Origin of the sequence: Klebsiella sp. BIGb0138 (genome assembly GCF_004342285.1) — a bacterium.
Taxonomy (GTDB): Bacteria; Pseudomonadota; Gammaproteobacteria; order Enterobacterales; family Enterobacteriaceae; genus Klebsiella.
Genome location: NZ_SMCV01000003.1, coordinates 473,457 through 500,025, shown reverse-complemented (window position 1 = coordinate 500,025; position 26,569 = coordinate 473,457). Strand labels below are relative to the sequence as shown.

Annotated in this window: 24 protein-coding genes; 15 read left to right on the top strand and 9 right to left on the bottom strand. The window is 57.9% G+C overall.

What is annotated here, in order from left to right:
- Positions 1-123: 123 nt before the first annotated feature.
- Positions 124-699, bottom strand: a complete 576-nt coding sequence (pagP, locus tag EDF73_RS10425) for a lipid IV(A) palmitoyltransferase PagP (RefSeq protein WP_165905688.1) — start codon at positions 697-699, stop codon at positions 124-126.
- A gap of 290 nt (positions 700-989) precedes the next feature.
- Here pagP and dcuC point away from each other — a divergent pair, with 290 nt between their 5' ends.
- The 4 genes from dcuC to uspG all read left to right on the top strand — a co-directional run bounded on the left by dcuC (position 990) and on the right by uspG (position 4,467).
- Positions 990-2,363 carry an anaerobic C4-dicarboxylate transporter DcuC gene (dcuC, locus tag EDF73_RS10420; RefSeq protein WP_132728888.1) on the top strand — a complete coding sequence of 458 codons (1,374 nt, stop codon included), beginning with the start codon at positions 990-992 and terminating at the stop codon, positions 2,361-2,363.
- A gap of 82 nt (positions 2,364-2,445) precedes the next feature.
- Complete coding sequence (gene rna, locus EDF73_RS10415; RefSeq protein ID WP_132728886.1) at positions 2,446-3,243, top strand: ribonuclease I; 798 nt, start codon at positions 2,446-2,448, stop codon at positions 3,241-3,243.
- A gap of 189 nt (positions 3,244-3,432) precedes the next feature.
- Positions 3,433-3,843: a nucleoside diphosphate kinase regulator gene (gene rnk, locus EDF73_RS10410; RefSeq protein ID WP_132728885.1), complete on the top strand. Its 411-nt coding sequence runs from the start codon at positions 3,433-3,435 to the stop codon at positions 3,841-3,843.
- Between the two features lie 195 nt (positions 3,844-4,038).
- Positions 4,039-4,467 carry a universal stress protein UspG gene (gene uspG, locus EDF73_RS10405; protein WP_132728883.1) on the top strand — a complete coding sequence of 143 codons (429 nt, stop codon included), beginning with the start codon at positions 4,039-4,041 and terminating at the stop codon, positions 4,465-4,467.
- A 68-nt stretch (positions 4,468-4,535) separates the two neighbouring features.
- On the opposite strand, the gene ahpF is transcribed toward uspG, so the two are convergent.
- On the bottom strand, positions 4,536-6,101 hold the full coding sequence (gene ahpF / locus EDF73_RS10400; RefSeq protein WP_132728882.1) for an alkyl hydroperoxide reductase subunit F: 1,566 nt from the start codon (positions 6,099-6,101) through the stop codon (positions 4,536-4,538).
- A 241-nt stretch (positions 6,102-6,342) separates the two neighbouring features.
- Positions 6,343-6,906: an alkyl hydroperoxide reductase subunit C gene (gene ahpC, locus EDF73_RS10395; RefSeq protein WP_086871483.1), complete on the bottom strand. Its 564-nt coding sequence runs from the start codon at positions 6,904-6,906 to the stop codon at positions 6,343-6,345.
- A 409-nt stretch (positions 6,907-7,315) separates the two neighbouring features.
- Between ahpC and dsbG the strand changes: the two genes are divergently transcribed.
- The 4 genes from dsbG (at position 7,316) to EDF73_RS10375 (ending at position 11,143) form a co-directional block, all read left to right on the top strand.
- Positions 7,316-8,062, top strand: coding sequence for a thiol:disulfide interchange protein DsbG (gene dsbG / locus EDF73_RS10390; RefSeq protein ID WP_132728880.1), 747 nt, complete (start codon positions 7,316-7,318; stop codon positions 8,060-8,062).
- 192 nt (positions 8,063-8,254) lie between these two features.
- Positions 8,255-9,154 (top strand): LysR family transcriptional regulator, encoded by a 900-nt coding sequence (locus EDF73_RS10385; protein ID WP_132728879.1) that lies wholly within the window; start codon positions 8,255-8,257, stop codon positions 9,152-9,154.
- Positions 9,155-9,308: 154 nt separating this feature from the next.
- On the top strand, positions 9,309-10,532 hold the full coding sequence (locus tag EDF73_RS10380; RefSeq protein ID WP_132728877.1) for a phosphoadenosine phosphosulfate reductase: 1,224 nt from the start codon (positions 9,309-9,311) through the stop codon (positions 10,530-10,532).
- Positions 10,517-11,143 (top strand): ParB/RepB/Spo0J family partition protein, encoded by a 627-nt coding sequence (locus EDF73_RS10375; RefSeq protein ID WP_132728875.1) that lies wholly within the window; start codon positions 10,517-10,519, stop codon positions 11,141-11,143. The genes EDF73_RS10380 and EDF73_RS10375 overlap by 16 nt, the downstream gene beginning before the upstream one ends.
- Here EDF73_RS10375 and EDF73_RS10370 read toward each other — a convergent pair whose 3' ends face one another.
- On the bottom strand, positions 11,144-12,289 hold the full coding sequence (locus EDF73_RS10370) for a pyridoxal phosphate-dependent aminotransferase (protein ID WP_165905697.1): 1,146 nt from the start codon (positions 12,287-12,289) through the stop codon (positions 11,144-11,146). It lies immediately after the preceding gene.
- A gap of 170 nt (positions 12,290-12,459) precedes the next feature.
- Between EDF73_RS10370 and mtnC the strand changes: the two genes are divergently transcribed.
- Positions 12,460-13,149, top strand: a complete 690-nt coding sequence (gene mtnC, locus EDF73_RS10365; RefSeq protein WP_132728872.1) for an acireductone synthase — start codon at positions 12,460-12,462, stop codon at positions 13,147-13,149.
- Positions 13,146-13,688: an acireductone dioxygenase gene (locus EDF73_RS10360; RefSeq protein WP_132728871.1), complete on the top strand. Its 543-nt coding sequence runs from the start codon at positions 13,146-13,148 to the stop codon at positions 13,686-13,688. Before mtnC ends, EDF73_RS10360 begins: the two co-directional genes overlap by 4 nt.
- A 51-nt stretch (positions 13,689-13,739) precedes the next feature.
- Here EDF73_RS10360 and EDF73_RS10355 read toward each other — a convergent pair whose 3' ends face one another.
- A complete protein-coding gene (locus tag EDF73_RS10355; RefSeq protein WP_132728869.1) occupies positions 13,740-16,058 on the bottom strand; it encodes a molybdopterin-dependent oxidoreductase in 2,319 nt (772 codons plus the stop codon).
- Between the two features lie 416 nt (positions 16,059-16,474).
- Here EDF73_RS10355 and EDF73_RS10350 point away from each other — a divergent pair, with 416 nt between their 5' ends.
- The 5 genes from EDF73_RS10350 to EDF73_RS10330 are packed head-to-tail and all read left to right on the top strand — an operon-like array spanning position 16,475 to position 21,942.
- Positions 16,475-17,455, top strand: a complete 981-nt coding sequence (locus EDF73_RS10350; protein WP_132728868.1) for a sugar ABC transporter substrate-binding protein — start codon at positions 16,475-16,477, stop codon at positions 17,453-17,455.
- Between the two features lie 44 nt (positions 17,456-17,499).
- Positions 17,500-19,005 carry a sugar ABC transporter ATP-binding protein gene (locus EDF73_RS10345; RefSeq protein ID WP_165905696.1) on the top strand — a complete coding sequence of 502 codons (1,506 nt, stop codon included), beginning with the start codon at positions 17,500-17,502 and terminating at the stop codon, positions 19,003-19,005.
- Positions 19,002-19,988, top strand: coding sequence for an ABC transporter permease (locus EDF73_RS10340; RefSeq protein WP_132728864.1), 987 nt, complete (start codon positions 19,002-19,004; stop codon positions 19,986-19,988). Before EDF73_RS10345 ends, EDF73_RS10340 begins: the two co-directional genes overlap by 4 nt.
- Complete coding sequence (locus EDF73_RS10335; RefSeq protein WP_132728862.1) at positions 19,988-20,986, top strand: ABC transporter permease; 999 nt, start codon at positions 19,988-19,990, stop codon at positions 20,984-20,986. The genes EDF73_RS10340 and EDF73_RS10335 overlap by 1 nt, the downstream gene beginning before the upstream one ends.
- A gap of 11 nt (positions 20,987-20,997) precedes the next feature.
- The gene (locus tag EDF73_RS10330) at positions 20,998-21,942 is read left to right on the top strand and encodes a PfkB family carbohydrate kinase (RefSeq protein ID WP_132728860.1); all 945 of its coding nucleotides are present in this window, start codon (positions 20,998-21,000) and stop codon (positions 21,940-21,942) included.
- Positions 21,943-21,957: 15 nt separating this feature from the next.
- On the opposite strand, the gene EDF73_RS10325 is transcribed toward EDF73_RS10330, so the two are convergent.
- The 4 genes from EDF73_RS10325 to mtnA all read right to left on the bottom strand — a co-directional run bounded on the left by EDF73_RS10325 (position 21,958) and on the right by mtnA (position 26,534).
- Entirely contained in the window at positions 21,958-22,986 is a 1,029-nt protein-coding gene (locus EDF73_RS10325; protein WP_132728858.1) for a 2-hydroxyacid dehydrogenase, read from the bottom strand.
- Positions 22,983-24,479, bottom strand: a complete 1,497-nt coding sequence (locus EDF73_RS10320) for an FGGY-family carbohydrate kinase (protein ID WP_132728856.1) — start codon at positions 24,477-24,479, stop codon at positions 22,983-22,985. The genes EDF73_RS10325 and EDF73_RS10320 overlap by 4 nt, the downstream gene beginning before the upstream one ends.
- A gap of 25 nt (positions 24,480-24,504) precedes the next feature.
- A complete protein-coding gene (locus tag EDF73_RS10315; RefSeq protein WP_132728854.1) occupies positions 24,505-25,116 on the bottom strand; it encodes a methylthioribulose 1-phosphate dehydratase in 612 nt (203 codons plus the stop codon).
- Positions 25,117-25,502: 386 nt separating this feature from the next.
- Complete coding sequence (mtnA, locus tag EDF73_RS10310) at positions 25,503-26,534, bottom strand: S-methyl-5-thioribose-1-phosphate isomerase (RefSeq protein WP_132728852.1); 1,032 nt, start codon at positions 26,532-26,534, stop codon at positions 25,503-25,505.
- Between the last annotated feature and the right edge of the window lie 35 nt (positions 26,535-26,569).

Genomic DNA, 26,569 nt, shown 5'->3' with positions numbered 1-26,569 from the left:
TGTCCAGTCCAACTTTGCTAAAAAGTGACAAAAGTCGCTATCTTTTTTAGGAGGTCACGCTTTAGTTGTTGTTTTTCCACAGGACAAACGGTTTATCTCATTTGTGGCTAAGTTATGCCAAATTTAAAACTGAAAGCGGGCCCACGCAAAGTAGACGTTGCCGTTATTGTAGGTCCCCGGGATATAGGTCATCTGAAAAGTTGCGGGGCCATAACCGATTGATGCCAAAGGTAATACCACCGGAATCGGGATGTACTTCCAGTTATCACGCGCCGTCACGCCCAGCGTGTAGCCCAGCCCAAGATGAAAATTATCGTCCGCCAGCGGACGCCAGGTTTTTTCCCAGCCATAGCCGCCGATAGGCTCCCATTTGTTAAAGGAGTCCTTAAACGCCATCAGATACAGGCCATGCCAGTTGCCTTTCTCATCCCAGCGCGATGCGCCGAACCCCGCCCCCCAGGGACGCTCGTTATACTTGTCGGTCTTTTCTTTGTCGTAAGCAAAGCGGGCATGCCAGGTAATCGCGGGCACATACAGATCGTAGTGTTCAGGCTGCTGCCAGGTTTGCGCGACGTTATCGCTTAAGGTGTCGTAACCGTCGCGAATCGTCGAAGAAAATGACGCGTTAGCCGGGCCACAGGCGAGCAAAAACCCCAGAAAACCAAAGGAAAACAGTACGAACTGACGTAGTCTTAACACTTCTCTATTACCAATATCTATATTAAAGCGGATTAAAGTAACAAATATAATCTTAATATAACCTTAACGACATTAGGCAAAATCCTGATTTACGCGCAAAAAGGACCGTTCTTTTCCCCCTGCGCTTTTGTGATGGCCGCCGCCTCTCTGACGATCGTTAGCGGGATCTCATCGATTTATTGATTTGCATCAGCATGTTTAGCCAATTTATTAGGCACATTCGCTCACTTAATTTTTTCATCAGCTTATTTATCAGCATATTCTTTGGGTTAAGGGCTTAGGGGTAAATCATGCTTACGCTAGTTGAGATCCTTATCGGGATTGTGGTCATTGTGGGCGTCGCCCGCTATATCATTAAAGGCTATTCCGCCACCGGCGTGCTCTTTGTGGGCGGCCTGACGCTGCTTATCATCAGTGCGTTAATGGGGCATAAGATTTTACCTGGCGAAACCAAAAGCACCGGCTATTCCGCCACCGATATTATCGAATACGTCAAAATCCTCCTGATGAGCCGCGGCGGCGATTTGGGCATGATGATCATGATGCTCTGCGGATTCGCCACCTATATGACCCACATCGGCGCTAACGATATGGTGGTGAAGCTGGCCTCAAAGCCGCTGCGCTATATCAACTCCCCCTACCTGCTGATGATTGCCGCCTACTTCGTGGCCTGCCTGATGTCGCTGGCCGTCTCCTCGGCCACCGGCCTTGGCGTCCTGCTGATGGCGACCCTGTTCCCGGTCATGGTCAACGTCGGTATCAGTCGCGGCGCCGCGGCGGCGATTTGCGCCTCGCCGGCCGCCATTATTCTCTCGCCGACCTCCGGCGACGTGGTACTGGCCGCGAAGGCGGCAGAAATGCCGCTGATCGATTTCGCCTTTAAAACCACCCTGCCGATCTCCATCGTCGCGATTGTCGCTATGGCCATTGCCCACTACTTCTGGCAACGCTATCTGGATAAAAAAGAGAACGTGGTTCATGAAATGCTCGACGTAAATGAGATAACCACCACCGCGCCATCTTTCTATGCGCTTCTGCCCTTTACGCCGATTATTGGCGTGCTGATTTTTGATGGCAAGTGGGGGCCTGAGTTGCATATTATCGCTATCCTCGTGCTCTGCATGCTGCTGACCGCCGTGCTGGAATTCTTGCGCGGCTTTAATAGCAAAAACGTTTTTGCCGGGCTGGAGGTCGCTTACCGCGGGATGGCCGATGCCTTCGCCGGCGTGGTCATGCTGTTAGTCGCCGCGGGCGTCTTTGCTCAGGGCTTGAGCACCATCGGCTTTATTACCAGCCTGATCTCGATTGCCACGTCGTTTGGCTCGGCGAGTATTATTTTAATGCTGGTGCTGGTCATTCTGACCATGCTGGCGGCGATGACCACCGGCTCCGGCAACGCGCCGTTTTACGCCTTCGTCGAGATGATCCCCAGGCTTGCCCACTCGTCCGGCATCAACCCGGCTTACCTGTCGATTCCGATGCTGCAGGCCTCCAATCTCGGCCGTACCATTTCGCCGGTCTCTGGCGTGGTGGTCGCGGTGGCCGGGATGGCGAAAATCTCCCCCTTCGAAGTGGTGAAACGGACCTCGGTGCCGGCGATCGTCGGCCTGCTGGTGGTGATTATCGCCACCGAAATTCTGGTGCCGGGCACCGCAATTCAATAAACGCGAAAAGGCGCCAGCAGGCGCCTTTTTTATGCTTTAATAATTTCCTGTAAATTATTGCCATCCACTATCAGGAATAAAAATGTTCAGGAAGGATTTCGTCGCCATTGCCCTCTTGCTAACGGCAACTCAGGCCGGCGCTGAACCGCTTGTCGCCACGCAATATGGCGACTTTGACCGCTACGTACTGGCGCTATCCTGGCAAACGGGATTCTGCCAAAGCATGCATGACAGCAACCGCACCGAGCCGGAAGAGTGTCGTCTGCAGCAGGAGACGCCAGACAAAGCCGACTTCCTGACGGTACATGGTCTGTGGCCCAGCCTGCCGAAATCCATCGCCGCCCGCGGTGTCGACGACCGGCGCTGGATGCGTTTCGGCTGCGCCACCCGCCCCGTGCCCAACATGCCGGAGGTGAAAGCCGGGCGTAAATGCCAGGCCGCAGAAACCGGGCTGTCGCTCGAGATAGCGAACAAACTCAATAGCGTGATGCCGGGCGCTGGCGGGAATTCATGCCTTGAGCGTTATGAATATGCAAAACACGGCGTCTGTTTTGGCTTTGACCCGGATAACTACTTCGGCACGATGGTCCGCCTCGGCGGCGAAGTGAAGCAAAGCGCGCTCGGCGTTTTCCTGGCGCAGCACTACGGGCAGAGCGTGAGTCGCGAAGCGTTTGATGCGGCGGTAGCGCAGGCCTACGGCAAGCAGAGTGTGAAGGCCTTCAAGCTGACCTGCAACGGCAACCCGGCCTATTTGACCGAGATGCAAATCTCCATCAAGGCGACGGCCATCAATACGCCGCTGACGGCAGACGCCTTCCTGCCCCAGCCTCATCCAGGCAACTGCAGTAAGCAATTTGTCATTGATAAAGTCGGCAGTTAACGATGCGGCGGCACAGGCCGCCGGTTTTACCAGCCCCCAGGCGCCCCTTGCGGCTATCATCGCTGATTGTGCGTTTAATCACTTCAAACCACCGGCAAGTCTCAGTATGATGGGATGACATTAACCCTTGCCCTTTTTCGGTGAGGGTTTTCTTTTACGGACAGGTTCCTGGATAACACGGAGTATGCGATGACCAGACCCGCAATCATCATTAATGAGCTCGATGCCGAGCGTATCGACAGGCTGCTCGAGCAGCCGGCCTTTGCTAATTCCCCGGTCGCAGATGCGCTGAACGACGAGCTGGATCGCGCGCAAATGCTGGCGCCGGAAGCAATGCCGCATGACGTCGTGAGCATGAACAGTAAAGTCAGGTTCCGCGATTTAACCAGCGGTGAAGAGCGCGTGCGGACGCTGGTGTTTCCCTCGCAGGTCACCGATAGCGCAACGCAGCTTTCCGTGCTGGCCCCCGTCGGCGCCGCCCTCCTTGGGCTAAAAGTCGGTAGCGCCATTCACTGGCAATTACCGGGCGGCGCGGCGGCCCATCTCGAAGTGCTGGAACTGCTCTACCAACCGGAAGCCGCAGGCGAGTTTCATCGTTAATCCCCCCGCTGCCTGAGGCGTCTAACGCTTTATTCAGAGGATGTCCACGCATCCTCTTTCTGTCTCTTTCTTCTCCCTGTTTCTGACAAAAGTTTACGCCCCCTTGCGCCTGAACTGACAGTTTTGCGACCTGAATGACACTATATCTTCCTATAATATGTTGATATAGAAACAGTCGAACAAGGAGGAATGCATATGTATAACACTATCATTATGCCCGTTGACGTTTTTGAGATGGAGTTAAGCGATAAGGCCGTCCGCCATGCGGAGTTTCTGGCCCAGCAGGAGGGGATTATTCACCTGCTCCACGTCCTGCCTGGCTCGTCCAGCTTCACGATGAGCCGCTTTACCGCCGACCTGCGCCGCTTTGAAGAGCATTTGCAGCATGAAGCGGAAACCCGGCTAAAAACCATGGCGGGTCATTTCAGCATCGATCCGGCGCGGATCAAAATGCACGTGCGTTTTGGGAACGTACGCGACATGGTCAATGAACTGGCGAACGAAATTAAAGCCGATGTGGTGGTGATTGGTTCGCGTAATCCCTCTATCAGTACCCATCTGCTCGGTTCGAATGCCTCAAGCGTCATCCGCCATGCCCATATCCCGGTGATGGTTGTCAGGTAACGCAGGCCGATAAAAAAAGAGGCTACCCGTGGGTAGCCTCTTGCATATGCAGGTGTAGTCTTACTTTATTATGCGGTTTTGGTACGAATCAGATAATCAAACGAGCTCAGCGAGGCTTTCGCGCCTTCGCCCGCGGCGATAATAATCTGTTTGTACGGTACGGTTGTGCAGTCCCCGGCGGCAAACACGCCCTTGACGCTGGTTTCACATTTCGCATCGATGATAATTTCACCCATACGATTGCGCTCGATTGCGCCTTCCAGCCAGTTGGTGTTTGGCAGCAGGCCAATCTGTACGAAAATCCCCGCCAGTTCGACGTGATGTTCGTCGCCGCTGACCCGGTCACGGTACTGCAGGCCGGTCACTTTGCTGCCGTCGCCTTTCACTTCAGTGGTCTGAGCGTTAAGAATGATATCGACGTTTTTCAGGCTGCGGACTTTATCCTGCAGAACCTGGTCGGCCTTCATCTCTGGCGCAAACTCCAGCAGCGTCACGTGCTCCACCAGCCCAGCCAGATCGATCGCCGCTTCAACGCCGGAGTTACCGCCGCCAATAACGGCGACGCGTTTGCCTTTAAACAGCGGGCCGTCGCAGTGCGGGCAGTAGGTAACCCCTTTGGTCCGGTACTGATCTTCGCCCGGTACGTTCATATTGCGCCATTTTGCCCCGGTGGCAATGATCACGCTACGCGCTTTCAGCACCGCCCCGGAGGCGGTTTCAATCTGATGCAGGCCGCCTTCTACCGCTGCCGGTACCAGTTTCGCTGCGCTCTGCGAATCAATAACATCCACATCATAGTCGCTGACGTGGGCTTTTAACGCCCCGGCCAGCTTCTGACCTTCCGTTTTCGGTACCGAGATGTAGTTTTCGATATCAACGGTATCCAGCACCTGGCCGCCGAAGCGTTCGCCCATCAGACCGGTACGAATCCCTTTACGGGCGGAATAGACCGCCGCGGCAGCGCCCGATGGGCCGGAACCGACAATCAGCACATCGTAGGCATCGCGCTTGTTCAGCTCTTCCGCCGCCCGTTTTTCCGCGCCGGTATCAACTTTAGCGACAATCTCCGCCAGCGTCATACGGCCCTGACCAAACTCCTGACCGTTCATAAAGACCGCCGGCACGCCCATCACGTTGCGGTCGGTAATCTCGTTCTGAAAGGTCCCGCCGTCGATAGCCGTATGCTTGATATTTGGGTTCAGCACCGCCATCAGGTTCAGCGCCTGCACCACATCCGGGCAGTTGTGGCAGGAGAGCGAGTAGTAGGTTTCAAACTCGAACTCACCGTCCAGATCGCGAATCTGCTCCAGCAGCGACTGGGTTTCTTTTGACGGATGGCCGCCGGTCCACAGCAGCGCCAGCACCAGAGAGGTAAACTCATGCCCCAGCGGAGAGCCGGCAAAACGCGGACCCTGCAAAGAGCCAGGATTGGCGATCAGGAAAGAAGGCTTGCGGACAGGCAAGCTGTTGTCTTCTTTAAAGGTCACCTTCGGCGAAAGTTCGGCGATTTCAGCCAGCAGTTCCTTGATTTCTGCCGATTTTGCGCTGTCATCCAGCGTGGCAACCAGCTCAACAGGTTTCGTCAGCTTCTCAAGGTAGGCCTTGAGCTGGGTTTTCATGTTAGTGTCGAGCATTTTTAATCTCCTGCTTAAAAAACATCATCATGCAAACGGCCTCGTTCAGGCTGCCTGAATACGCTTGCATCATGGTGCTGGAATAAAACGGGCGCAAACGCGCCCGGATATGAGGCAAATTCCCACTATTTCTTGTCACAGGAAGGCGGCAGGCTTATGAAGCCCCGGGAACTTACAGGGGTAAGTGACCGGGGTGATAAGCGTAGCCAACGCACCTGTGGCATGAAAGACGCCGGAATTTTTAGATTTTACCAACCAGGTCCAGGGATGGAGCCAGAGTCGCTTCGCCTTCTTTCCATTTAGCCGGGCAAACTTCGCCTGGGTGGGAAGCAACGTACTGAGCCGCTTTGATTTTACGCAGCAGGTCAGAAGCGTCACGGCCGATACCCTCAGCGGTAACTTCGATAGCCTGGATGATGCCCTGCGGGTCAACGACGAAGGTTGCACGGTCTGCCAGGCCTTCATTTTCACGCATGTTGTCGAAGTTACGGGTCAGCGCGCCAGTCGGGTCGCCGATCATCGCATATTTGATTTTAGCGATGGTTTCAGAGCTGCTGTGCCATGCTTTGTGGGTGAAGTGGGTGTCGGTAGAAACGGAATACACGTCTACGCCCAGTTTCTGCAGCTCTTCGTAATGGTCTGCAACGTCGCCCAGTTCAGTCGGGCATACGAAGGTAAAGTCAGCCGGATAGAAGAAGAAAACGCTCCAACGGCCTTCGGTGTCTTTCTCGGTAACTTCGATGAATTCACCGTTTTTGAATGCCTGGTTTTTGAAAGGTTTGATTTTAGTGTTAATTAAGGACATCTATACTTCCTCCGTGTTTTCGTTGAGGTCTAAGTTAACGAACTTTTGCCGATTCGACCAATGCGTTTGCATTATCAAATCAATCAGCGATATCTAACAACCGCAACAAGACAGCTTTGTGAATCTGTCGCGGCGATCGCCATGTTTCGCCACTTTTCGCATCCCCTGGAGCGGAAAGTAAAAAGGCCGCCTTATTCAGGCGGCCCCGTTACCTGAAATACCCACAGGTAGGTTCAGTGCCAGACAGGCTGGCTATGTGTTGCGCTCTACATTACCTTAATGTCACAGCAGGGCCGATTACACCATCCGCCCCCCCAAAGGGCAATCCGTCTTTGGGCAGGTCATACCTATAGCTGTAATAGGCTGCGCCATCTGTTCACCCTATCCGTTGATTTAACAAGGAATAGTCATGTTAAAACGTCTGTTTTTGCTCTGTTTTTTACCCCTCTGCAGCTATGCTGAGGAGCTCCCCGCTCCCGTAAAAGCGATAGAAAAACAGGGTATTACCATTATTAAGCCCTTTACCGCGCCGGGTGGGGTAAAAGGCTGGCTGGGTAAATATCAGGATATGGGGGTTGCCATCTACCTGACCCCCGACGGCAAGCATGCTATTTCGGGCTATATGTATGACGAAAATGGCAACAACCTGAGTGAACAGCTGTTCCAGAAAGAGCTCTACACGCCGGCGGGCCAGGCGCTGTGGCAGAAAATGGCGGCCGCCAGCTGGCTGCTGGACGGTAACAAAGAGGCCCCGGTCATTCTGTATGTCTTTGCCGATCCCTTCTGCCCGTACTGCAAACAATTCTGGCAGCAGGCTCGCCCATGGGTAGAAGCGGGCAAAGTGCAAATTCGCACGCTGCTGGTGGGCGTCATCAAACCGGAAAGTCCGGCGACGGCGGCGGCGATTCTCAGCACCCGCGATCCGGCCAAAACCTGGCATGACTACGAACAATCCGCCGGGAAAATGACAATCGCCATCCCGGCGGATCTCTCTGCGGAAAAGATGAAGATCGTCAGCGATAACCAAAAGCTGATGGATGAGCTGGGAGCGAATGCGACACCTGCCATTTATTATATGAATAAAGAGAACATGCTGCAGCAGGTCGTCGGCCTGCCGGAAGCCGATAAATTACCGCTCATGATGGGTGAAAAATAACCGCTTATTCTTATCTTCACCGCCAGGCTCCCGGGGATAAAAGAGCCTGGCTAAATTCCTTGCGGTAATATACATTCGACTGTGGTCGATTAAAAAGGCTCAAATAATTCATCAAGCCAATAATAAAGCACAACAAAATATAATTAACAGATAATTTATTCTTTTATCTCTGACTGCAACCGGATGTTAGCCATGGCGAATCTTTACGGCCTCAAAAAATTCGATCTTAACTTGCTGGTTATTTTTGAGTGCATCTATCAACACCTGAGCATCAGCAGAGCGGCAGAAACGCTGTTTATTACGCCCTCCGCCGTGAGTCAATCCCTGCAACGCCTGCGCAATCAGCTCAACGACCCGCTGTTTATTCGTTGCGGAAAAGGAATCACGCCGACGACGGTGGGCATCAATCTGCATTATCAGCTGGAGAAAAGTCTTCACCAGCTCGAACAGATGATTAATCTCAGCCACGATTCTGATTTAACAACCCGCTTTGTCATTTATAGCCCGCAGCTCTTTATGTCCCCCGAATCCACGCGCTTGATTCAGGCGATCTACCAGATTCCCAATCTGCAGGTGGAACACCACGAACTTCAGCTCAGCGCCGGGTCGGTTGAAAGCTTACTCTCATACCGTAAGGCCGATCTGATCTTGAGTTTATCCCCGCTGTCCCACCCGGAGACCGTATGCCAGCCCTTCCACGAGGTTAGGATGGCGCTGGTTTGTCGCCAGCACCACCCGCGGGCGGCGCTATTGACCTCTTCCGAGGCCATCGTCCAGGAGGGTTTCACCTGTTACCTCACCAATGAGCCGGGAGTCAAAGCGTTCCATTCGCAGATAAAAAAGCTCTTTCCTGCGCGCACCATCGCCTTTCGCAGCGACTCGCTCATCGCTATTCTCAATATGATTAATCAAACTGATTTGATCGGTTTTATCCCTGAAACCGTCTGCCGACATCCCTTTTTTAATCGCGGGCTGAAAGTCCTTCCGCTTAATATTCCTCTGCCTTCATTGATGATTTATCTCATTTACCATCATACGCAGATGGGCAGCCCTGTTTTCGCCTCTCTCATTGAAAAAATAACTATTTCCTGAACAGACGTCACGTTTAAACAATTCACCACATAAATATCAAAAACCAATATATATAAATACCAAATACAAAAACAACTAAAAATGACGACCGTTATTTTCTGGGGTAGCATATTATTGAACCCGCATCGTCAATTGTATTCAAGGAATAGTGGTCGTGACATTAATCAAGTATCCATTACCAGAATCCGTTCTGCAGGCCGCGGAGCAACGAATCGAATGGGTAATGGCTAATTTCCCGCGTCTGTGCGTCTCTTTTTCCGGAGGCAAAGACTCTACCACCATGTTGCATCTGACCGCGCTTTGCGCCCGGCGGATGGGACGTAAAATCAGCGTGCTGTTTATCGACTGGGAGGCGCAGTTTTCCTGCACCATCGCCCATTGCGAGGCGCTTCGGCAAATGTATCAGGACGTGATTGAACAGTTTTTCTGGGTGGCCCTGCCGCTCACCACCCAAAACTCGCTCAGCCAGTTCACCCCGGAATGGCAATGCTGGGAACCCGGCACTGCCTGGGTCCGGCAACCTCCGCCACACGCCATTACCGATCCGCACTATTTCCCTTTTTACTGTCCGGGCATGAATTTCGAAACCTTTGTCCGCGAATTCGCCGACTGGTTTGCACAAAACCGCCCCGCCGCCGTGCTGGTGGGGATCCGGGCAGATGAGTCGCTTAATCGCTTTATGACTATCGCTTCACAACGCAAACAGCGCTTCGCCGACGACAGGCCGTGGACGACTTCCGCGCCGGGCGGCCACGCCTGGTATATCTATCCGATTTATGACTGGAAAACCGCCGATATCTGGACCTGGTTTGCCAAAAGCGGGCTTGCCTACAACCCGCTCTACAACCTGATGTATCAGGCCGGCGTACCGCTGCGCTACATGCGCATTTGTGAACCTTTCGGCCCGGAGCAGCGCCAGGGGCTGTGGCTTTATCACGTGCTGGAGCCTGAGCGCTGGGCCACGCTGTGCCAGCGCGTGAGCGGCGTGCGCTGCGGCGGCATCTATGCCGGGTACGATAATCAGTTTTACGGCCATCGCAAGCTGGTCAAACCCGATCATCACACCTGGAAGAGCTACGCCCTGTTTCTCCTCGACAGCATGCCGGAAAAAACGGCCGAGCATTATCGCAATAAAATTGCCGTCTACCTGCACTGGTATCAAAAGCACGGGATGCCGGAGATTCCTGACAGCCAGAAAGCCGATACCGGGGTGAAAGATATTCCTTCCTGGCGGCGTATCTGTAAGGTACTGCTGAATAACGATTACTGGTGCCGGATGCTCTCCTTCAGCCCGACAAAATCCCGCCACTATCAGCGCTACCGCGCACGAATGAGCCAAAAACGTCAGCAATGGGGAATCTTATGCGACAACAGTTAAGCGAAGACATTGCGCGCTATCTCGGCGCTCTGCAGGGTGCGGAAAGAATCGCCGCGCTGAATGAGCTGCGCCAGCTATTGCATCACTATAGCCCGTTCCGGTCGCAGCCCGTTGATTGTGTCTTATGGGTCAGGCAGGAGCGCGTTTCCCCCAATGATTACAACCCCAATAATCTCGCCCCGCCGGAAAAGCGTCTGCTGCGCACGTCGCTGAATACGAACGGTTTTACTCAGCCTATCGTGGTGCTCAAACAGGCGGATGAGCAGTACACCATCGTTGATGGCTTCCATCGCCACCTGCTGGCAAAAGACAAAGGACGGTTAAGCACGCAGCTAAACGGCTATCTCCCGGTCAGCTGCCTCGCGAGCGATAGCGCCACGCGCGATACCTTAATGGCGGCAACCATTCGCCATAACCGGGCGCGGGGCCGCCATCAGATCCATGCCATGGCGGACATCGTGCAGGAGCTGGCGCATCTCGGCTGGAGCGATGACAAAATCAGTCAGGAGCTGGGGATGGACGCCGACGAAGTATTACGCCTGAAACAAATTAACGGGCTGCTGGAAATGTTCAGCGACCGGCAATTCTCTCAGGCGTGGACCGTGAAATAGCTACAGCCGGCACAGGCGCTCCGCCGCGGCGAGCAGCGTCGCCGGCTGTTTCGCAAAGCACAGACGGATCAGCTTGTGCGGGAACGGATCGGCGCAGAAGACCGACAGCGGAATGGCCGCCACGCCCACCTCGGTGGTCAGCCAGCGGCAGAAGCTCACGTCATCCAGATCGGAAATCGCGCGGTAGTCAGCCAGCAGGAAGTAGGTGCCCTCGCAGGGCAAGATCTCCAGACGGCTGGCGCGCAGGGCATCGATAAACAGGTCGCGACGCTGGCGGTAGAACTCCGGCAGCTGGCGATAGTGTTCCGGTTCGTGGCGCAGCATGTCGGCGATAGCCAGCTGAGCAGGTGTGTTCACCGCAAAAGTCAGGTATTGATGCACCTTGCGCAGCTCGCCGCTTATCGCCGCCGGCGCCACGCAGTAGCCGACTTTCCAGCCGGTCATGTGGAAGGTTTTGCCAAATGATGACACCGCCACCGCCCGCTCGCGCAGCTGAGGATGGGCCAGCACGCTGGCATGCCCCTGCGCGGCAAAGCAGATATGCTCGTAGACCTCATCGCTGATCACATAAATTTCGCGATCGGCAATTGCCTGCCACAGCGCGGCAAAATCCTCACGCTGCCAGACCGTCGCCGAAGGGTTATGCGGCGTATTGAGGATCACCAGCCGGGTGCGTTCGCTAAGCGCTGCGGCAAACGCCTGCCAGTCAACGCGAAAGTGCGGCGGCTGCAGGGCAATGCGTTGCAACACGCCGCCGGACAGTTCGACCGCCGGCGCATAGCTGTCGTAGCTGGGGTCAAAGCAGATAACCTCATCGCCGGGGCGCACCAGCGCGGTGATCGCCGCGTACAGCGCTTCCGTGGCGCCCGCCGTCACGGTAACCTCGCTATTCGCATCCGGACGATAGCCGTACAGTTCTGCGGTTTTATCGGCGATCGCTTCACGCAATGCCGGAACGCCGGTCATCGGCGCGTACTGGTTAGCCCCTTGCGCGACATGAAACGCCAGGCGCTCCTGCAGGTAGCGCGGCCCGTCAAAGTCCGGAAATCCTTGCGATAAATTTATCGCCTGGTGCTGCTGCGCGAGGGCGCTCATCTGCGTAAAAATGGTGGTGCCCAGCGAAGGGAGTTTACTTTCAGGAATCAGTGGGTTATTGCTCATTTTATAATTACCGATTGTAATGCTGTTGTTGAAGCCACTATAACACGATGTTAATATTTGGCAATCAAGACGCTTAGACGTCTAAATGATAATGTTATGTCGGTTACCGCCTGAAGCAGCCAACATCACGGCGCACCGCCCACTCTGGAGAGACCATGATCCGCGCTATCGTGACCGATATTGAAGGCACCACCAGCGACATTCGCTTTGTACACAACATTCTGTTTCCGTATGCCCGTGAACGCATCGCAGGGTTTGTCAGCGCCCAGCAGTACGCTGAGCCGGTGCAGACGATCCTCGATAATCTGCGTACGGAAATCGGCAACCCCGCCGCCAGTAGCGCCGAGCTGATTGATACGCTGCTGGCCTTTATGGACGAAGACCGCAAGTCGACGGCGCTGAAGGCGCTCCAGGGCATTATCTGGCGCGAGGGCTATGTTAACGGCGACTTTACCGGCCATCTCTACCCGGACGTTTTGCCGGCTCTGGAAAAATGGAAATCTCAGGGAATTGATTTATATATATATTCCTCCGGCTCGGTGGCGGCGCAGAAATTGTTATTTGGCTACAGCGATGAAGGTGATATTACTCATCTGTTCAACGGCTATTTCGATACCCTGGTAGGCGCGAAGCGCGAAGTGCAGTCCTACCGTAACATTGCTGAACAACTGGGGCACCACCCTGCCGCCATCCTGTTCCTGTCCGATATTCATCAGGAGCTGGATGCCGCGGAAGCAGCCGGTTTTCGCACTATCCAGCTGGTACGTGGCGACCGTGACCCTGCCAGCCATCATCCGCAGGTTCAGCGTTTTGACGACATTCACCCGGAGCAGATCCCAGCATGAGCGCATTAACAATTTATTCAGATCAGGACGCGGCGACCGCCATCTGGCACAGCACGGATGGCGATGAAATTCAGCAGCAGTTAAACGCCAAAGGCGTACGCTTCGAACGTTGGCAGGCCGACCGCGATCTCGGCGTCTCCCCGACGCCGGAAACGGTGATTGAGGCCTATCAGCACGCGATTGACAAACTGGTCGCGGAAAAAGGCTATCAGAGCTGGGACGTGATCAGCCTGCGCGCCGATAATCCGCAGAAAGAGGCGCTGCGCACGAAGTTCCTCAGCGAGCACACCCACGGTGAGGACGAAGTCCGTTTCTTCGTCGAAGGCGCGGGGCTGTTCTGCCTGCATATCGGCAACGAAGTTTTTCAGGTGCTGTGTGAGAAGAACGATCTGATTTCCGTACCGGCCGACACGCCGCACTGGTTTGATATGGGTTCAGAGCCTAACTTCACCGCGATTCGAATTTTTGATAACCCGGAAGGCTGGGTGGCGAAATTTACCGGCGACGACATCGCCGACGCTTACCCGCGGCTGGCGTAACCTCCGGCATACTCCCCGGCGGCGCCCCCCGCGCCACCGGTTCCTTACCGACTACGGCATTTCCACGCTGACGAACGTCGGCGGGTCGAAGGCGGTAATCGGCGGCAGCGGTTCACGCCACGGCGCGATCTCCACCCGACAGGTCTGGGCGCTACAGCCCTGACCCAGGCGCGAACTGCCGCGATCTTCGGTCAACACGTTCGGGTTGCCATGCTTGTCCAGCGATCCTTTGACTTTAGGATCCAGCGGATCGTACCAGGCCCCCGTTGACATCTGCACCACCCCCTTGAGGATCTGCTCGCTGAGATGCACCCCGGCGAGAATCGCCCCGCGGGCGTTATACACCTTCACCACGCTGCCTTCGGTAATACCCCGCGCCTGTGCATCCTGCGGATGCATCCACAGCGGCTCCCGGCCCTGAATTTTCGTCGCCCGGCTGACGCTGCCGTGATCGTACTGGCTGTGCAGGCGGGTGCGCGGCTGGCTGGAGAGCAAATGCAGGGGCCAGCGCTCGGCCTCTGCCTGCTGCCGGGCCGCCTCTTCTGTGTCCCACCACGGGTGGCCCGGGCATTCGCGATAGCCAAAAGCGGCTATCGTTGCCGAGTAGAGTTCAATTTTGCCGGAGGGGGTGGATAGCGGATAGCGCTGCGGGTCGGCGCGAAACTCCGCCAGAAAGACCTGCGGTTTTTCCGGGGCGCGATATTCCAGCACGCCCTGTTGCCAGAACTCATCGAACGAAGGCAGCTCAATCCCCTCTTCCTGCGCCCGCGGCCGCGACGCTTCGTAAATCTGCCGTAGCCACTGGCCGGCGTCCCGCCCTTCGCTAAACCGCTCGCCAACGCCGAGGCGCGCCGCGAGATCGCAGAAAATCGCGTAATCGTCGCGCGCCTCGCCCACCGGCGGGATCTGGGCGCTCATGGCGATCATAAAGCCGTCGTGACCGCCGCTGCCGATATCTTCACGCTCCAGCGAGGTGGTCACCGGCAGCACGATATCGGAGAATTTGGCCTGCGCGGTCCAGTACTGTTCGTGGACCACCACCGTTTCCGGCCGCCGCCACGCTTCACACAGTTGGTTGAGATCCTGATGGTGATGGAACGCGTTCCCCCCCGCCCAGTACACCAGACGGATATCGGGGTAGCGCAGATGCTGGCCGTCAAACTCGTACTCCTCACCGGGATGCAGCAGCATATCCGCCAGCCGCGCCACCGGGATCACGCTCCTGACCGCGTTTTCCCCGGCCGGCAAGCGCGGGCCGGAGAAGGCTTTACGCGGGGCCCCTGCCAGATTGGTGCAGGCGTAGCCGAAGCCCAACCCGCCGCCCTGTGTGCCAATTTGCCCCAGCAGGGCGGTCAGCGCCACCGTAGCCCAGTAGGCCTGCTCGCCCTGGCGCGCGCGTTGAATGGACCACGAGATATTCACCATCGTGCGCTGGCTGGCCATCATCCGCGCCAGAGAGACGATCTGTTGTTCAGCAATACCGGTAATCGCCGCCGCCCAGCGCGGCGTTTTCGCTACCCCGTCACTCTCCCCGAGCAGATAGGCGCGATACGGCTCAAAGCCTACCGTATGGCTGGCGACAAATTGCGCATCGTACAACGATTCCACGATCAGTACGTGGCACAGCGCCAGCAGCAGCGCCGTATCGGTGCCCGGACGGATCGCCAGCCACTGCGCGCTTTCCACGGCGCTCAGATCGTTACGTACCGGGCTGATGTTAACAAAGCGCGTCCCCCCTTCCTGCATTTTATCCAGCCAGTGCTTCAGCATATGGTCGTTGGCGCCGCCGCCGTTGACCTGCGAATTACGCAGCGGCAAACCGCCGATGGCGACAAACAGCTGGCACTCGCGCGCCAGCTCAGAGAAATGAGTATGCTGGCGATGCAGCGGACTGAGCGGCCCGAGCACATGCGGTAAAATGCGCTCCCCGGCGGCGCTACTGTAGGTATTGGTGCTGGCGGTGTAGCCGCCGAAGGTTTTCAGGAAACGATGCAGCTGGCTCTGGGCATGGTGAAAACGTCCGGCGCTGGCCCAGCCGTAGGAGCCGCCAAAAATCGCCTCGTTACCGCAGCGCGCCTTCACCGAAGTCAGCTCGCGGGCCAGCAGGTCAAGCGCCACCTCCCAGCTCACCTCCACGAATGGCTCTTTGCCACGCCCCTCGCGGGAAGCCGGGCCGTTTTTCAGATAGCCTTCCCGCACCGCCGGACGGCGAATGCGCGTATTGCCGGTGACGGCATCGGGGAGCGACTGACCGATACGCGAAGGATGCTTATCCCAGGGGACCGGCGTGACCGCATCGATATGGCCATCGCGGGCCTGTACCTGCCAGGTTCCCCAATGCATCACGGTCAGATTATGCTGTTTTCTCATAGTGCCTGTTTTCTTCTCGCCCGATAAAGAGCGCTATCATAGAGCGCGATCCTCGGGAAGATAAAACGCCACCCACCATATAATATGCTGGGTATATAGCAATTAACGCCCCACACCGCTCGCCCCGACGGCTTATTTACCAGATATCACACCACTTAAATCATAATAATTAAGCAGCAACGATTATTTGTACTAAAAATAGTAGCTCAGTCGTTATATCCACAATATAAAAGAGGGTTAATTTTTGCATCATGAAATATTTTCAGCTTACCAATGATAAAATTAAGTTTTCCTCGGCTAATCCTGCGATATAACATTGTTGGAATAACTTAGACATATTTCGTATTTGAGGTTGCGTGCTCGTTATTGTCATGCTACGACTCCGCAGCCACCTTCATCACAGGATCATAATAAGAATGTCGCAGAGAAAAAAATTATTACCCGCCGCACTGGGTCTGCTCTCGCTCGTCTCCATTAGCGCATCGGCCGCTGAAGCCCTGTCGCTTCAGGGGAAAACCATCGGCGTCGCCGTGGTTGGCACCCAGCACTTCTGGGATCGTGAAGCCTACAAAGGCGCAACGGAGGAGGTGGAAAAACTCGGCGGCAAGGTCATTGGCGTCGACGGCGGCCGCGATAATCAGGTCCATGCCAACAACCACGATATTTTACTGTCACGCAAGGTCGATGCGGTAATTAGTATTCTCGGCGACAGCGCGGTTGAGCCTAAATTTAAAGCCCTGCGCGATGCCGGCATTCCGGTATTTACCGTTGACCATGTGTCAAAATATTCGGTCAATAACACCACTTCCGACAACTACACCCTGGGTTCGACCATTGGCCGCTATATGGCGGATGAATTAGGCGGTAAAGGCAACGTTGCCGTATTCAATGCATTCTCCAGTTCACTGCGTATTTGTGGCATTCGTTACGATCAGTGGAAATATGTCCTTAAGGATTATCCGGATATTCATATTATTCAGCCGGAGCTGGCCGAACAGTTTGCTAACTCCCCGGAAGACGCACGTAAGAAAACCCTCGAATTACTCAGCCAGTATCCTAAAGGCAAACTCGATGCGATTCACGTCGCCTGCTGGGATCAGCCGGCTATCGGTATCGTTCAGGCTCTGGAAGAGACCGGCCGCGACAAAGACGTGAAGGTCACCGCTATCGATGCCGGTCCGGAAACGCTGGAGATCATGGCGGAACCCGACAGCCCGTTCGTCGCTAACGTGGCTCAGCAGCCGCATCTGATTGGCCAGACCTCCGCCGACAACGTCGCGCGCTACTTCGCCAAAGAGAAACTGCCGCTGCAAACCTTTATCCCGGTGGTCCCGGTAAAAGGGCCGCAGGAGGCGAAAGCGGTCTATAAACAGCTGGGATATGGCGAACTGCAGTGATCAATCAACACCTCGGCGGGGCGCTCCCCGCCGCTGGTCTGGTCATGAATCAGATCAGCAAAAAGTTCGCTAACGTCACGGCATTAAATGCGGTCACCCTGCAGCTCAAACCCGGTGAGATCCACGGTCTGATCGGCGAAAACGGCGCCGGGAAATCGACCCTGATAAAAATTCTCGCCGGAGTTTACCAGGCCGATAGCGGCACCGCCACCCTCGAAGGTGCAACGCTGCCGCTCGGCAACCCGGCGGCCATTGAGGCGCTGGGCATCCGCGTTATCCATCAGGAACTCAACCTGATCCCCCACTTTACCGTCGCCGAATCGGTGTTTCTCGGCCAGGAATACCGTACCCGCTGGGGAACCCTCGACAGACGTCGGATGAATGCCGCCACCGAGACTTTTTTTCGCGATAACTGGCAGTTGACGATCGATCCGCGCCGGCTGATCCGCCATCTGAGCCTTGCCGAACGCAAGCTGGTGCAGATTGCCCGCGCGCTGATCGACGGCGCCGCCAGGCTGGTGGTATTCGATGAACCCACCGCCCCGCTGGAGGCCCAGGAGGCGAGCCTGGTGTCGTCGGCGATTCTGCGGCTGCGGGAACAGGGGATCGCGATTCTCTACATCTCCCACTACCTCAACGAAATCGCCGCCCTCTGCGATCGCGGCACCGTTCTGCGCAACGGCGAAGTGGTGGGTTACCCGGACAGCGCCCTGCTGCAGGATACCGATGCGCTGATCAAAATGATGGTCGGTCGGGAAATCGAACAGCTCTACACCCCACGACAAACCCGCGCGCCGCAAACCGATGCCGCCGCGCCATTGCTCTCGGTTCGCCACCTCAGCGATGGCCAGCAGCTGCACGATATTAGCTTTGATATTCAGCCGGGCGAAATCGTCGGCATCGCCGGATTACTGGGCGCAGGTCGCGACGTACTGGTCGATCTCCTCTACGGCCTGCAGCGCGTCGGCAGCGGCGAGATTCGCATCGACGGGCAAGCCAAACGCATTCGTACGCCGAAACAGGCGATCCGCGCCGGGATGGCGCTGGTGCCGCGCGACCGTCGCCATCAGGGCCTGATCCTACCCTTCTCCACCGCCGATAATATCAATCTCGCGTCGCTGTCGGAGACCGCGACGCTGGGCTGGGAACACCGCGGCCGGGCGCAGCAGAAGGCGCAGACGTGGATAGAACAGCTCTCCATCCGTCCCGGACGCCCGGAATTAGCGGTGCGCTTTATGAGCGGCGGCAACCAGCAAAAAGCCATTCTGGCCCGCTGGCTGGGTACCGACGCGCGGCTGTTTATTCTCGATGAACCCACCCTCGGGGTCGATATCGGCGCCCGCAGCGATATCTATCAACGTACCCGTCAGCTGGCGGATCGCGGACGCGCGGTACTGGTCTCCTCCAGCGACGCGCCGGAGCTGCTGGGATTATGCGATCGGATCCTCGTGATGTGGCGCGGCACGCTGGTGGCCAATCTCGCCACCCAGGGCCTCACGCTCGACGCGCTGCTGGCGACGATTAACGGTGGACAGGAACAACAGATATGAGTGCTGGTATCCAGCGTCGCGCTCTGCCGGGCATGACGACGCTTATCGAAAAATTTCCGCTGATTCTCTTTTTGGCGCTGCTGGTCTGGCTCAGCCTCCAGTCGCCTTTCTTTTTAAGCTGGCAGAATATCAGCATGATGCTGGTGCAAAGCGTCCCGCTGGCGATTCTCTGTTTCGGCCTGGTGTGCGTGATTGCCGTCGGCGGCGATGACGTGGTATCCGGCGGTATCGACCTCTCGCTTCCCGCTATCGCCGTCCTCGGCGTCGCGCTGCTGAGCCTCGGCATGGTCGAATGGAACACCCCGTATCTGCTGCTGTTACTGCTGCTGATCGCGGTATGTCTCGCCTGCGGAGCGGTGAACGCCATCCTGGTGCTTGCCGCCGGCCTGCCGCCGCTGCTGGCGACGCTCTCCACCTCCGTTGCTTTTACCGGCCTGACGGATCTGCTGACCGGCCAGCGCCGCATCGCGGTCAACGACCCGCTGATGGTCGCTTTTCGCGACAACGCGGTGCTCGGGGTTCCCTGGCCGCTGATCTATCTGCTGGCGGTGTTCATCCTGTTTCAGCTGCTGGTACACCACTCGCGCTTCGGCCAGCACTTACAGGCGGTAGGCGGCAACCGCGATATGGCGCAAATGAGCGGCCTCAACGTCCGCCGTCTGACCATTATGGTCTGGCTACTGGCGGGGATCGCCGCCGGACTGGCGATTTTACCGCTGCTCAGCCAGGGTTCCGGCAGCTCCAGCGGAACCGCTACGCCACTGCTGCTGGAAACCGTGCTGGCGACCTTTATCGGCGCGGCCTTCTCACGCCGCCGCGTGGTCACCATCTGGGGCGCGCTGCTCGGGGCGGTACTGGTGAACGCGCTCTCCAACGGCCTTGGCCTGCTGGGGGTGAATATCTTCTGGATGGGCGCCATCAAGGGCGGCCTGATCCTCATCGTACTGGCGGCCTCGGCGGTCAGACATCAAGGAGGCCGCTGATGAGCCAGCTGACGCTCAAATCCTCAGCCAGCGGGGCGGGTAGCCGCCCGCTGGCGTGGCTGTCGCGGGCCGGGTTCGGCATTATCACCCTGCTGGCGATCGCCCTGTTTGGCTGGGCCAACCCGGTCTTTCTGACGCTCGATAACTGGGCGAACTTACTGCAGGGAAGCGCCATTCTGCTGATCGTGGCGATGGCGATGACCTTAATCGTCAGCGCCGGCGCCATCGACCTTTCGGTGGGCGTGGCGCTCGATTTCGGTGCCGCCTTTGCGCTGGTGGCCTTAAAAACCTGGCACCTGCCGTGGCAGGCGGCGGTGGGCTGCGCCCTGCTTGGCGGGGTGATTATCGGCCTGCTGAATGCCTTCCTGATTCTTATCTGTCAGATTCGTCCGTTCCTGGCCACCCTTGGGACCTGGTTTATCGCCAGCAGCATGGAGCGGATTTATACCGATGGCGGCGGCTCCATCTCCTACCGGAGAATGGCCCCTGAATATCATGACCTCGCGGTCGGGAATATCGCCGGCGTTCCAACCCCGGTGGTGATTGTCCTCGCGCTGTGGCTGTTGGCCTGGCTGGTTACCGAACGCACCCTGTTTGGCAAATATGTCCGCGCCATCGGCCAGAACGCCGAAGCGGCGCGAATCTCCGGGATCCGTGACCGTCTGACCCTGCTGTGGGTGCTGGTGGCGGCCTCAGCGCTCTGCGCCGTCGGCGGGGTGATTCTCTCCGCCAACCTGCGCCAGTTTACCCCGCTGGCCGGCCAGGCCTATTTGATGGATGCCATCGCCGCGGTGTTTATCGGCACCGCCTTTAATCGCCACGGGCGGGTCAGCATCGCCGGCACCCTCGGCGGCGTGCTGTTTCTCGCCATCGTCGATAACGGCCTGAATCTGATGGGGCTTAACTACCTGGTTAAAGATGCGCTGGTCGGCGTCATTCTGGTGGTGGCCCTCGCGCTCTCCTTCTGGCAGGCGCGTCTGCGCCAGCAGCATCGTTAAACGGAGCTTTAATGGCAGCTTTTGACGCCGTATTTGTCGGCCTGACTATTCTGGATATCGCCGGTCGCCCGGTGAGCGACATCCCGCCGCGCGGCGGGGTGGCCTTTATCGAGCAAATCCGGCTGAACCCGGCCGGTACCGCCGCAGGCGCCAACATCAACGCCGCGAAACTCGGCGTGCGTACCGCAGCGGTCGCCTGCCTCGGCGAAGATGAAAAGGCGGATTTTATTCTCGCCAGCTATCGCCGCCTGGGAATCGATTGTTCATTGATTCAGCGAACCTCACGGCTGGAAACTTCGGCGACTATTCTGCCGATCCGCCCCAACGGCGAGCGCCCGGCCCTGCACTGCCGCGGCGCCTCTGACGCCCTGTTCGTCAGCGAAGAGCAGTTCGCCGCGATTCTCGACTGCCGCTTTCTGCATCACGGCGGCAGCGGGCTGCTGGCGGCCATGGATCGGGGCCAAAGCGCGCGTCTGCTGGCGGCGGCGAAAGCCCGGGGAATTGTCACCAGCTTCGATTTAATCGCCCCGCATGAGAACACGCTGGAACTGCTGCGCCCGCTGCTGCCTTCGGTGGACTATTTTATGCCTTCGCTGGAAGAGGCAAGCTACCTTAGCGGACGCACCGATCCCGCCGACATCGCCCGCTTCTTCTTCGATCTTGGCGTCGGCAACTGCATTCTGAAGGATGGCGAAAACGGCTCGTGGCTGCTGAGCGGCGACGGCGGCGTCGAACATATCGCCCCGTGGCGCGTTAACGCGGTAGACACCACCGGCTGCGGCGACAGCTACTGCGGCGGTTTTATCGCCGCCCTGGCCCGTGGGCTGAGCGTAAAAGCGGCTTGTGAAGTGGCATCGGCGGTCGCCGCGCTGGTGGCGACCGGATTGGGATCAGACGCCGGGGTTGTCGACTGGGATCATACCCTGGCGTTTATGGCGGCCAACCGGGCCGGATAATCTCCGGCCCGCGGCTTAGCGCCACTGATAGAGCAGCGGTTCGCCAGCGACATAGCGCTGGAGGTCGGCGGCAATCATCGCCGTATGCTTAGCGATGCTCTCCCGGGTGGCGCCGGCGATATGCGGCGTGATGATCACGTTATCTAACCCGGTGATAAACGGATGGTCGCGCCACAGCGGCTCACGGTGGTAGACATCCAGCGCCGCGCCGCCGAGCGGACCGTGGCGCAGCGCGTGAATCAACGCCTCTTCATCCACTACCGCGGCGCGCGAGGTGTTAATCAACAACGCTCCGGGCTTCATACTGTTCAATAGGGCGGCATTCACCAGGCCGTCGCTGTGCGCGCCGCTGCTCAGATGCAGGCTGACAATATCCGCTTCGCGGAATAACGCCTCCAGGGTGGTTTTCCGCAGTCCCGGTTCGTTGATATCTTCGCCGGCGACAAACGGGTCCACCACCAGCACCGCCATACCAAACGCCCGCGCAATACGCGCCACGCGGCGACCGATATTGCCATAGCCAATCAGCCCCAGCGTTTTGTTGCGCAGCTCGCTACCTTTAAACACTTCATAGGGGCTCTCGGGGCTAACGTCCCAGACCACATCGCGGCGCAGTCCGGCCTGAGTGGCCACCGCCGCGTTCTCTGCATTGGTGAACGCCCCGCGCTTCAGCGCGGCGTGGGCCTGCGGAATATGCCGCGCCAGGCTCAGCATCAGCCCGATGGTCAGCTCCGCCGCGGCGTCAGCGTTACGACCCGGCGTATACAGCACGCGGATATTCCGCGCCTGCGCCGCTTTGGTATCGATATTGACCGGATTGGCGCGGGTACAGGCAATCACCTTCAGACGCGGGCAGGCCGCGATCACCTCTTCCGTAACATCGTCATAGCTGGTGACCAGAACATCGGCATCGTGCGCGAGGTCAATCAGCTGGCGCGCGCTCAGTTTCGGTTTGCCCAGCGCCCATCCTTCCACCAGCAGCTCGCCGAGTTGCTGGAAGGCTGCGAGATCGCCGGAATGTTCGGCGGTAAAAACGATTTTCATGAATAGGGTTCCTGAGAAAGACGTTGAAGTGCATCCTGTCGGGCTTGCCAGACGGGCAGCATCTGCTCGCGCAACAGCCGGTAAACCGGGTACAGCGCGGCGTAGCGGGCGTGAGCCTGCGAATCGGGCTGATAGCGGGTCTGCTCCAGCTGCGGATAGTGCGCCAGCCCATCGACGCTACGGGCCGCCAGTATCGCCGCCCCGCGGGCGCTGAGTTCATTAAAGGCGCTGGAGACCACCGTGCGGCCGGTGCAGTCGGCAATAATCTGCAGCCAGGTGGCGGACGCCGCGCCGCCGCCGGTCAGGTACAGCTCTCCCCCGCGGGGATATCCCTGCAACGCATCGACAATCGCGTAGGCCAGCCCCTCAAACACCGCCCGCTGCAGCTCGGCGCGGGTGGTGTGCTGACTAATGCCAAAATAACCGGCCCGCGCATCGGGGCTGAAAAACGGCGCCCGTTCGCCGTTAAGATAGGGTTGCCAGAACACGCCGCCGCTGCCCGGCTCGACGGCGGCGATAGACTGCTCCAGCAGCTGGAGGTCCGCCGTCAGCGAAATATGCTGTTGCAGCCAGTCGATATTCGGCGTGCCGGCCTGCATCGGGAAGAGATTGATAAAGCTTCCCGACTCGGTGTGAGTCACGTAGCGCGTGCCTTCATTCACCGTCTGGCGGCCGTGGCAGACAATCCCGGTACAGCAGGTAGTGCCAAGAATCGTGTAGATATCGCCATCGTTGACCGCGCCGCAGCCCAGCGCGGCGCTGCATACGTCGAGCGCGCCGGCGGCCACCGGCGTGGCGGCAGGTAGCCCGGTCAGGGCGGCCACCTCATCACGCAGCGTGCCTGCCGGCGCATCGGGAGCCAGCCGCGGCGGGAACAGGTGCCGCAGATCGGCCAGCCCCATTTCGTTAAGCACGACTTCGGACAGCTCGCCGCTCTGCTGATTAAGCAGCGAAGTGCTGGCGTCGGTAAAATCAAGCGCCGCCACGCCGGTTAAGCGAAAACGCACCCAGTCTTTGGCGAAAAACAGGTAGCTGGCCTGCGCCAGCCGCTCCGGTTGATGCTGCTGGAGCCAGCACAGCTGCATGCTGGTATTGCACGGTTGCAGATGGGTGCCGGTGTCGGCGAAAAAGCGCCGGTCGAACCCCGGGCGGCGTAACAGCTCGCTCATCAGCGCGCGGCTGCGGGTGTCGCTCCACAAGATCCCCGGGCCAACCGGTTCGCCTTCGGCATCGCTCAGCCAGACGCCTTCGCCCTGCCCCGCAAGCCCAATCGCCCGCAGACGTCCGGCCTTCAGTTCCGGCTGCCGGGCAATCTGTTGCAAAATGGCAATCACCGATTGCCATAGTTGCGCCATATCCTGCTCGGCAAAACCGTTCGCCGACAGATGCGGCCCGGTATTCGCCGCCGCGCTGGCTCGCGCCTGAAAGTGCTCATCAAACAGCACCGCCTTCACCCGCGAGGTACCAATATCGATTCCCAGATAAAAATCCATGCCTGATCCGATCGCTGAGATAAACTTAGTCACGCTCGTAGCGGCGACGCAGCAGCTCGCACTCGAACAGGAATTCCAGCCCTTCCAGCTGGCGTCGCGCTTCTTCGATATCTTTCCCCCAGCAGGTCAGGCCGTGGCCGCGCAGCAGAAAGCCATAGCGCAGCGGGCGGGTCTGCGCATCATCTTCGATACGCGCCGCCAGGGCATCAATATCCTGATCGTTATCGAAAATCGCCACCGGTACGGTATCGAGGTGGCTGCGTTGTCCGGTCAACGTTTTCTGCATTTCGTAACCTTGCAGCGCCAGGGTATCTCCCTTCTCAATTCGCGACAGCACGGTGGCGTTGACGGTGTGTACGTGCAGAACGACGTTAGCCTCCGGGAACAGGCGATAAACCAGCGTATGCAGGCCGGTTTCGGCAGAGGGCTTACGCCCGGAAGGGGCCCGGTTAGTGGCAATCTCAACCTGCAGGAAATCGTCGGTGGTCAGGCTGCCTTTATCGCGCCCCGACTCGCTGAGCCAGCACCAGGTCTCATCCTGGCGCACCGACATGTTGCCGCCGGTCGCCGGCGCCCAGCCTTTCGCGCCGATCCAATGACAGGTGGTGACCAGTTGCGCGAGTCTTTCTTGCCACATAGCAGTTCCTTAATTTAGCGATGATGTATTTAGCCGTCTAAATGGCTATTTACCCGATACTAACACCGCCCGCGCGACGGAACAATATTTCCCATCAGGCAACTTAAAGACACCGTTATGCTCGATATTCATATAAAACCCCAGCTTTTAACAATCAAACAACTGAAGGTTTGCATGATGGCAATATTACCGCTGGCAGGAGCGTGTTAAGGCAGTGATTCATACTGCAAAAGATGGGGGGAAAAGAAGAGCGGAGCGCCGGGAAGCAACGAAAAAAACGGCGACGGCGCGCCGCCTCCCTTTACCGTCGCCAGGCGGTTCACCCGGCTGGCCTCAGCTGCAGAGGCCTTTCGGCCAGCGGTTTTGTAAAGTGAAATATGAAGAGTTCATGAGTCGCTCTGCGGGGCGAACGCCCCGGCGGCCACCTGGGCTGGGGTCACCACCCCGCTGTCCAGCACCCAGCCGTCGATTAAGGCGGCCGGCGTGACGTCAAACGCCGGGTTGTAAACCGGCGCATTCTGCGGTGCCCACTGCACGGAACCGAAACTCCCGGCCACCCCGGTGACCTCCGCTGCCGCCCGCTGCTCAATCGGAATCGCCTCGCCGTTCGGACAATGGCGATCGAGGGTGGTTTGCGGCGCCGCCACGTAGAACGGAACTCCGTGGTATTTCGCCAGCACCGCCAGCGAGTAGGTGCCGATCTTATTCGCCACATCGCCGTTCGCGGCGATACGGTCGGCCCCGACCCATACCGCATCCACCTGCCCTTTGGCCATCAGGCTGGCGGCCATCGAATCGGTAATTAGCTGGTAAGGCACGCCCAGCTCCCCCAGCTCCCAGGCGGTAAGCCGGCCGCCCTGCAGCAGCGGGCGCGTCTCATCAACCCAGACGTTTGCCACCAGCCCTCGCTGATGAGCCAGCGCAATCACCCCCAGCGCGGTACCGACGCCGGCCGTCGCCAGGCCGCCGGTATTGCAGTGGGTTAACAGGCGACTGCCCGCTTTCACCAGCGCGCAGCCGGTCTCAGCAATGCTGGCGCACAGCTGTTTATCTTCTTCAATCAGGCGCAGCGCTTCCGCTTCCAGCGCCAGGGAATAGTTCTCTTCTGCCAGCGCCAGCTTCATGCGATCGAGGTTGTTCATCAGGTTAACCGCCGTCGGACGCGCCGCGCGCAATGTGTCCAGCGCCTGCGCCAGTTCATCCCGGCTGAGGCCGCGTTGCGCCAGAAGTGCGAGCAACAGGCTGGCCGAAAGGCCGATTAACGGCGCGCCGCGCACCCGCAGCGCGTGAATATGGTCCACCAGTAACGCAACGTTATCCGCCGCCAGCCAGCGTTTTTCCTGTGGCAATGCCTGCTGATCAAGAATAAAAAGCTGATTTTCGCTTACCCGCAGGCTGGTGGTCTGTAGTGTCTGCATATCGTTAAATCCCTGTTGCGTTGTTGTATTACATT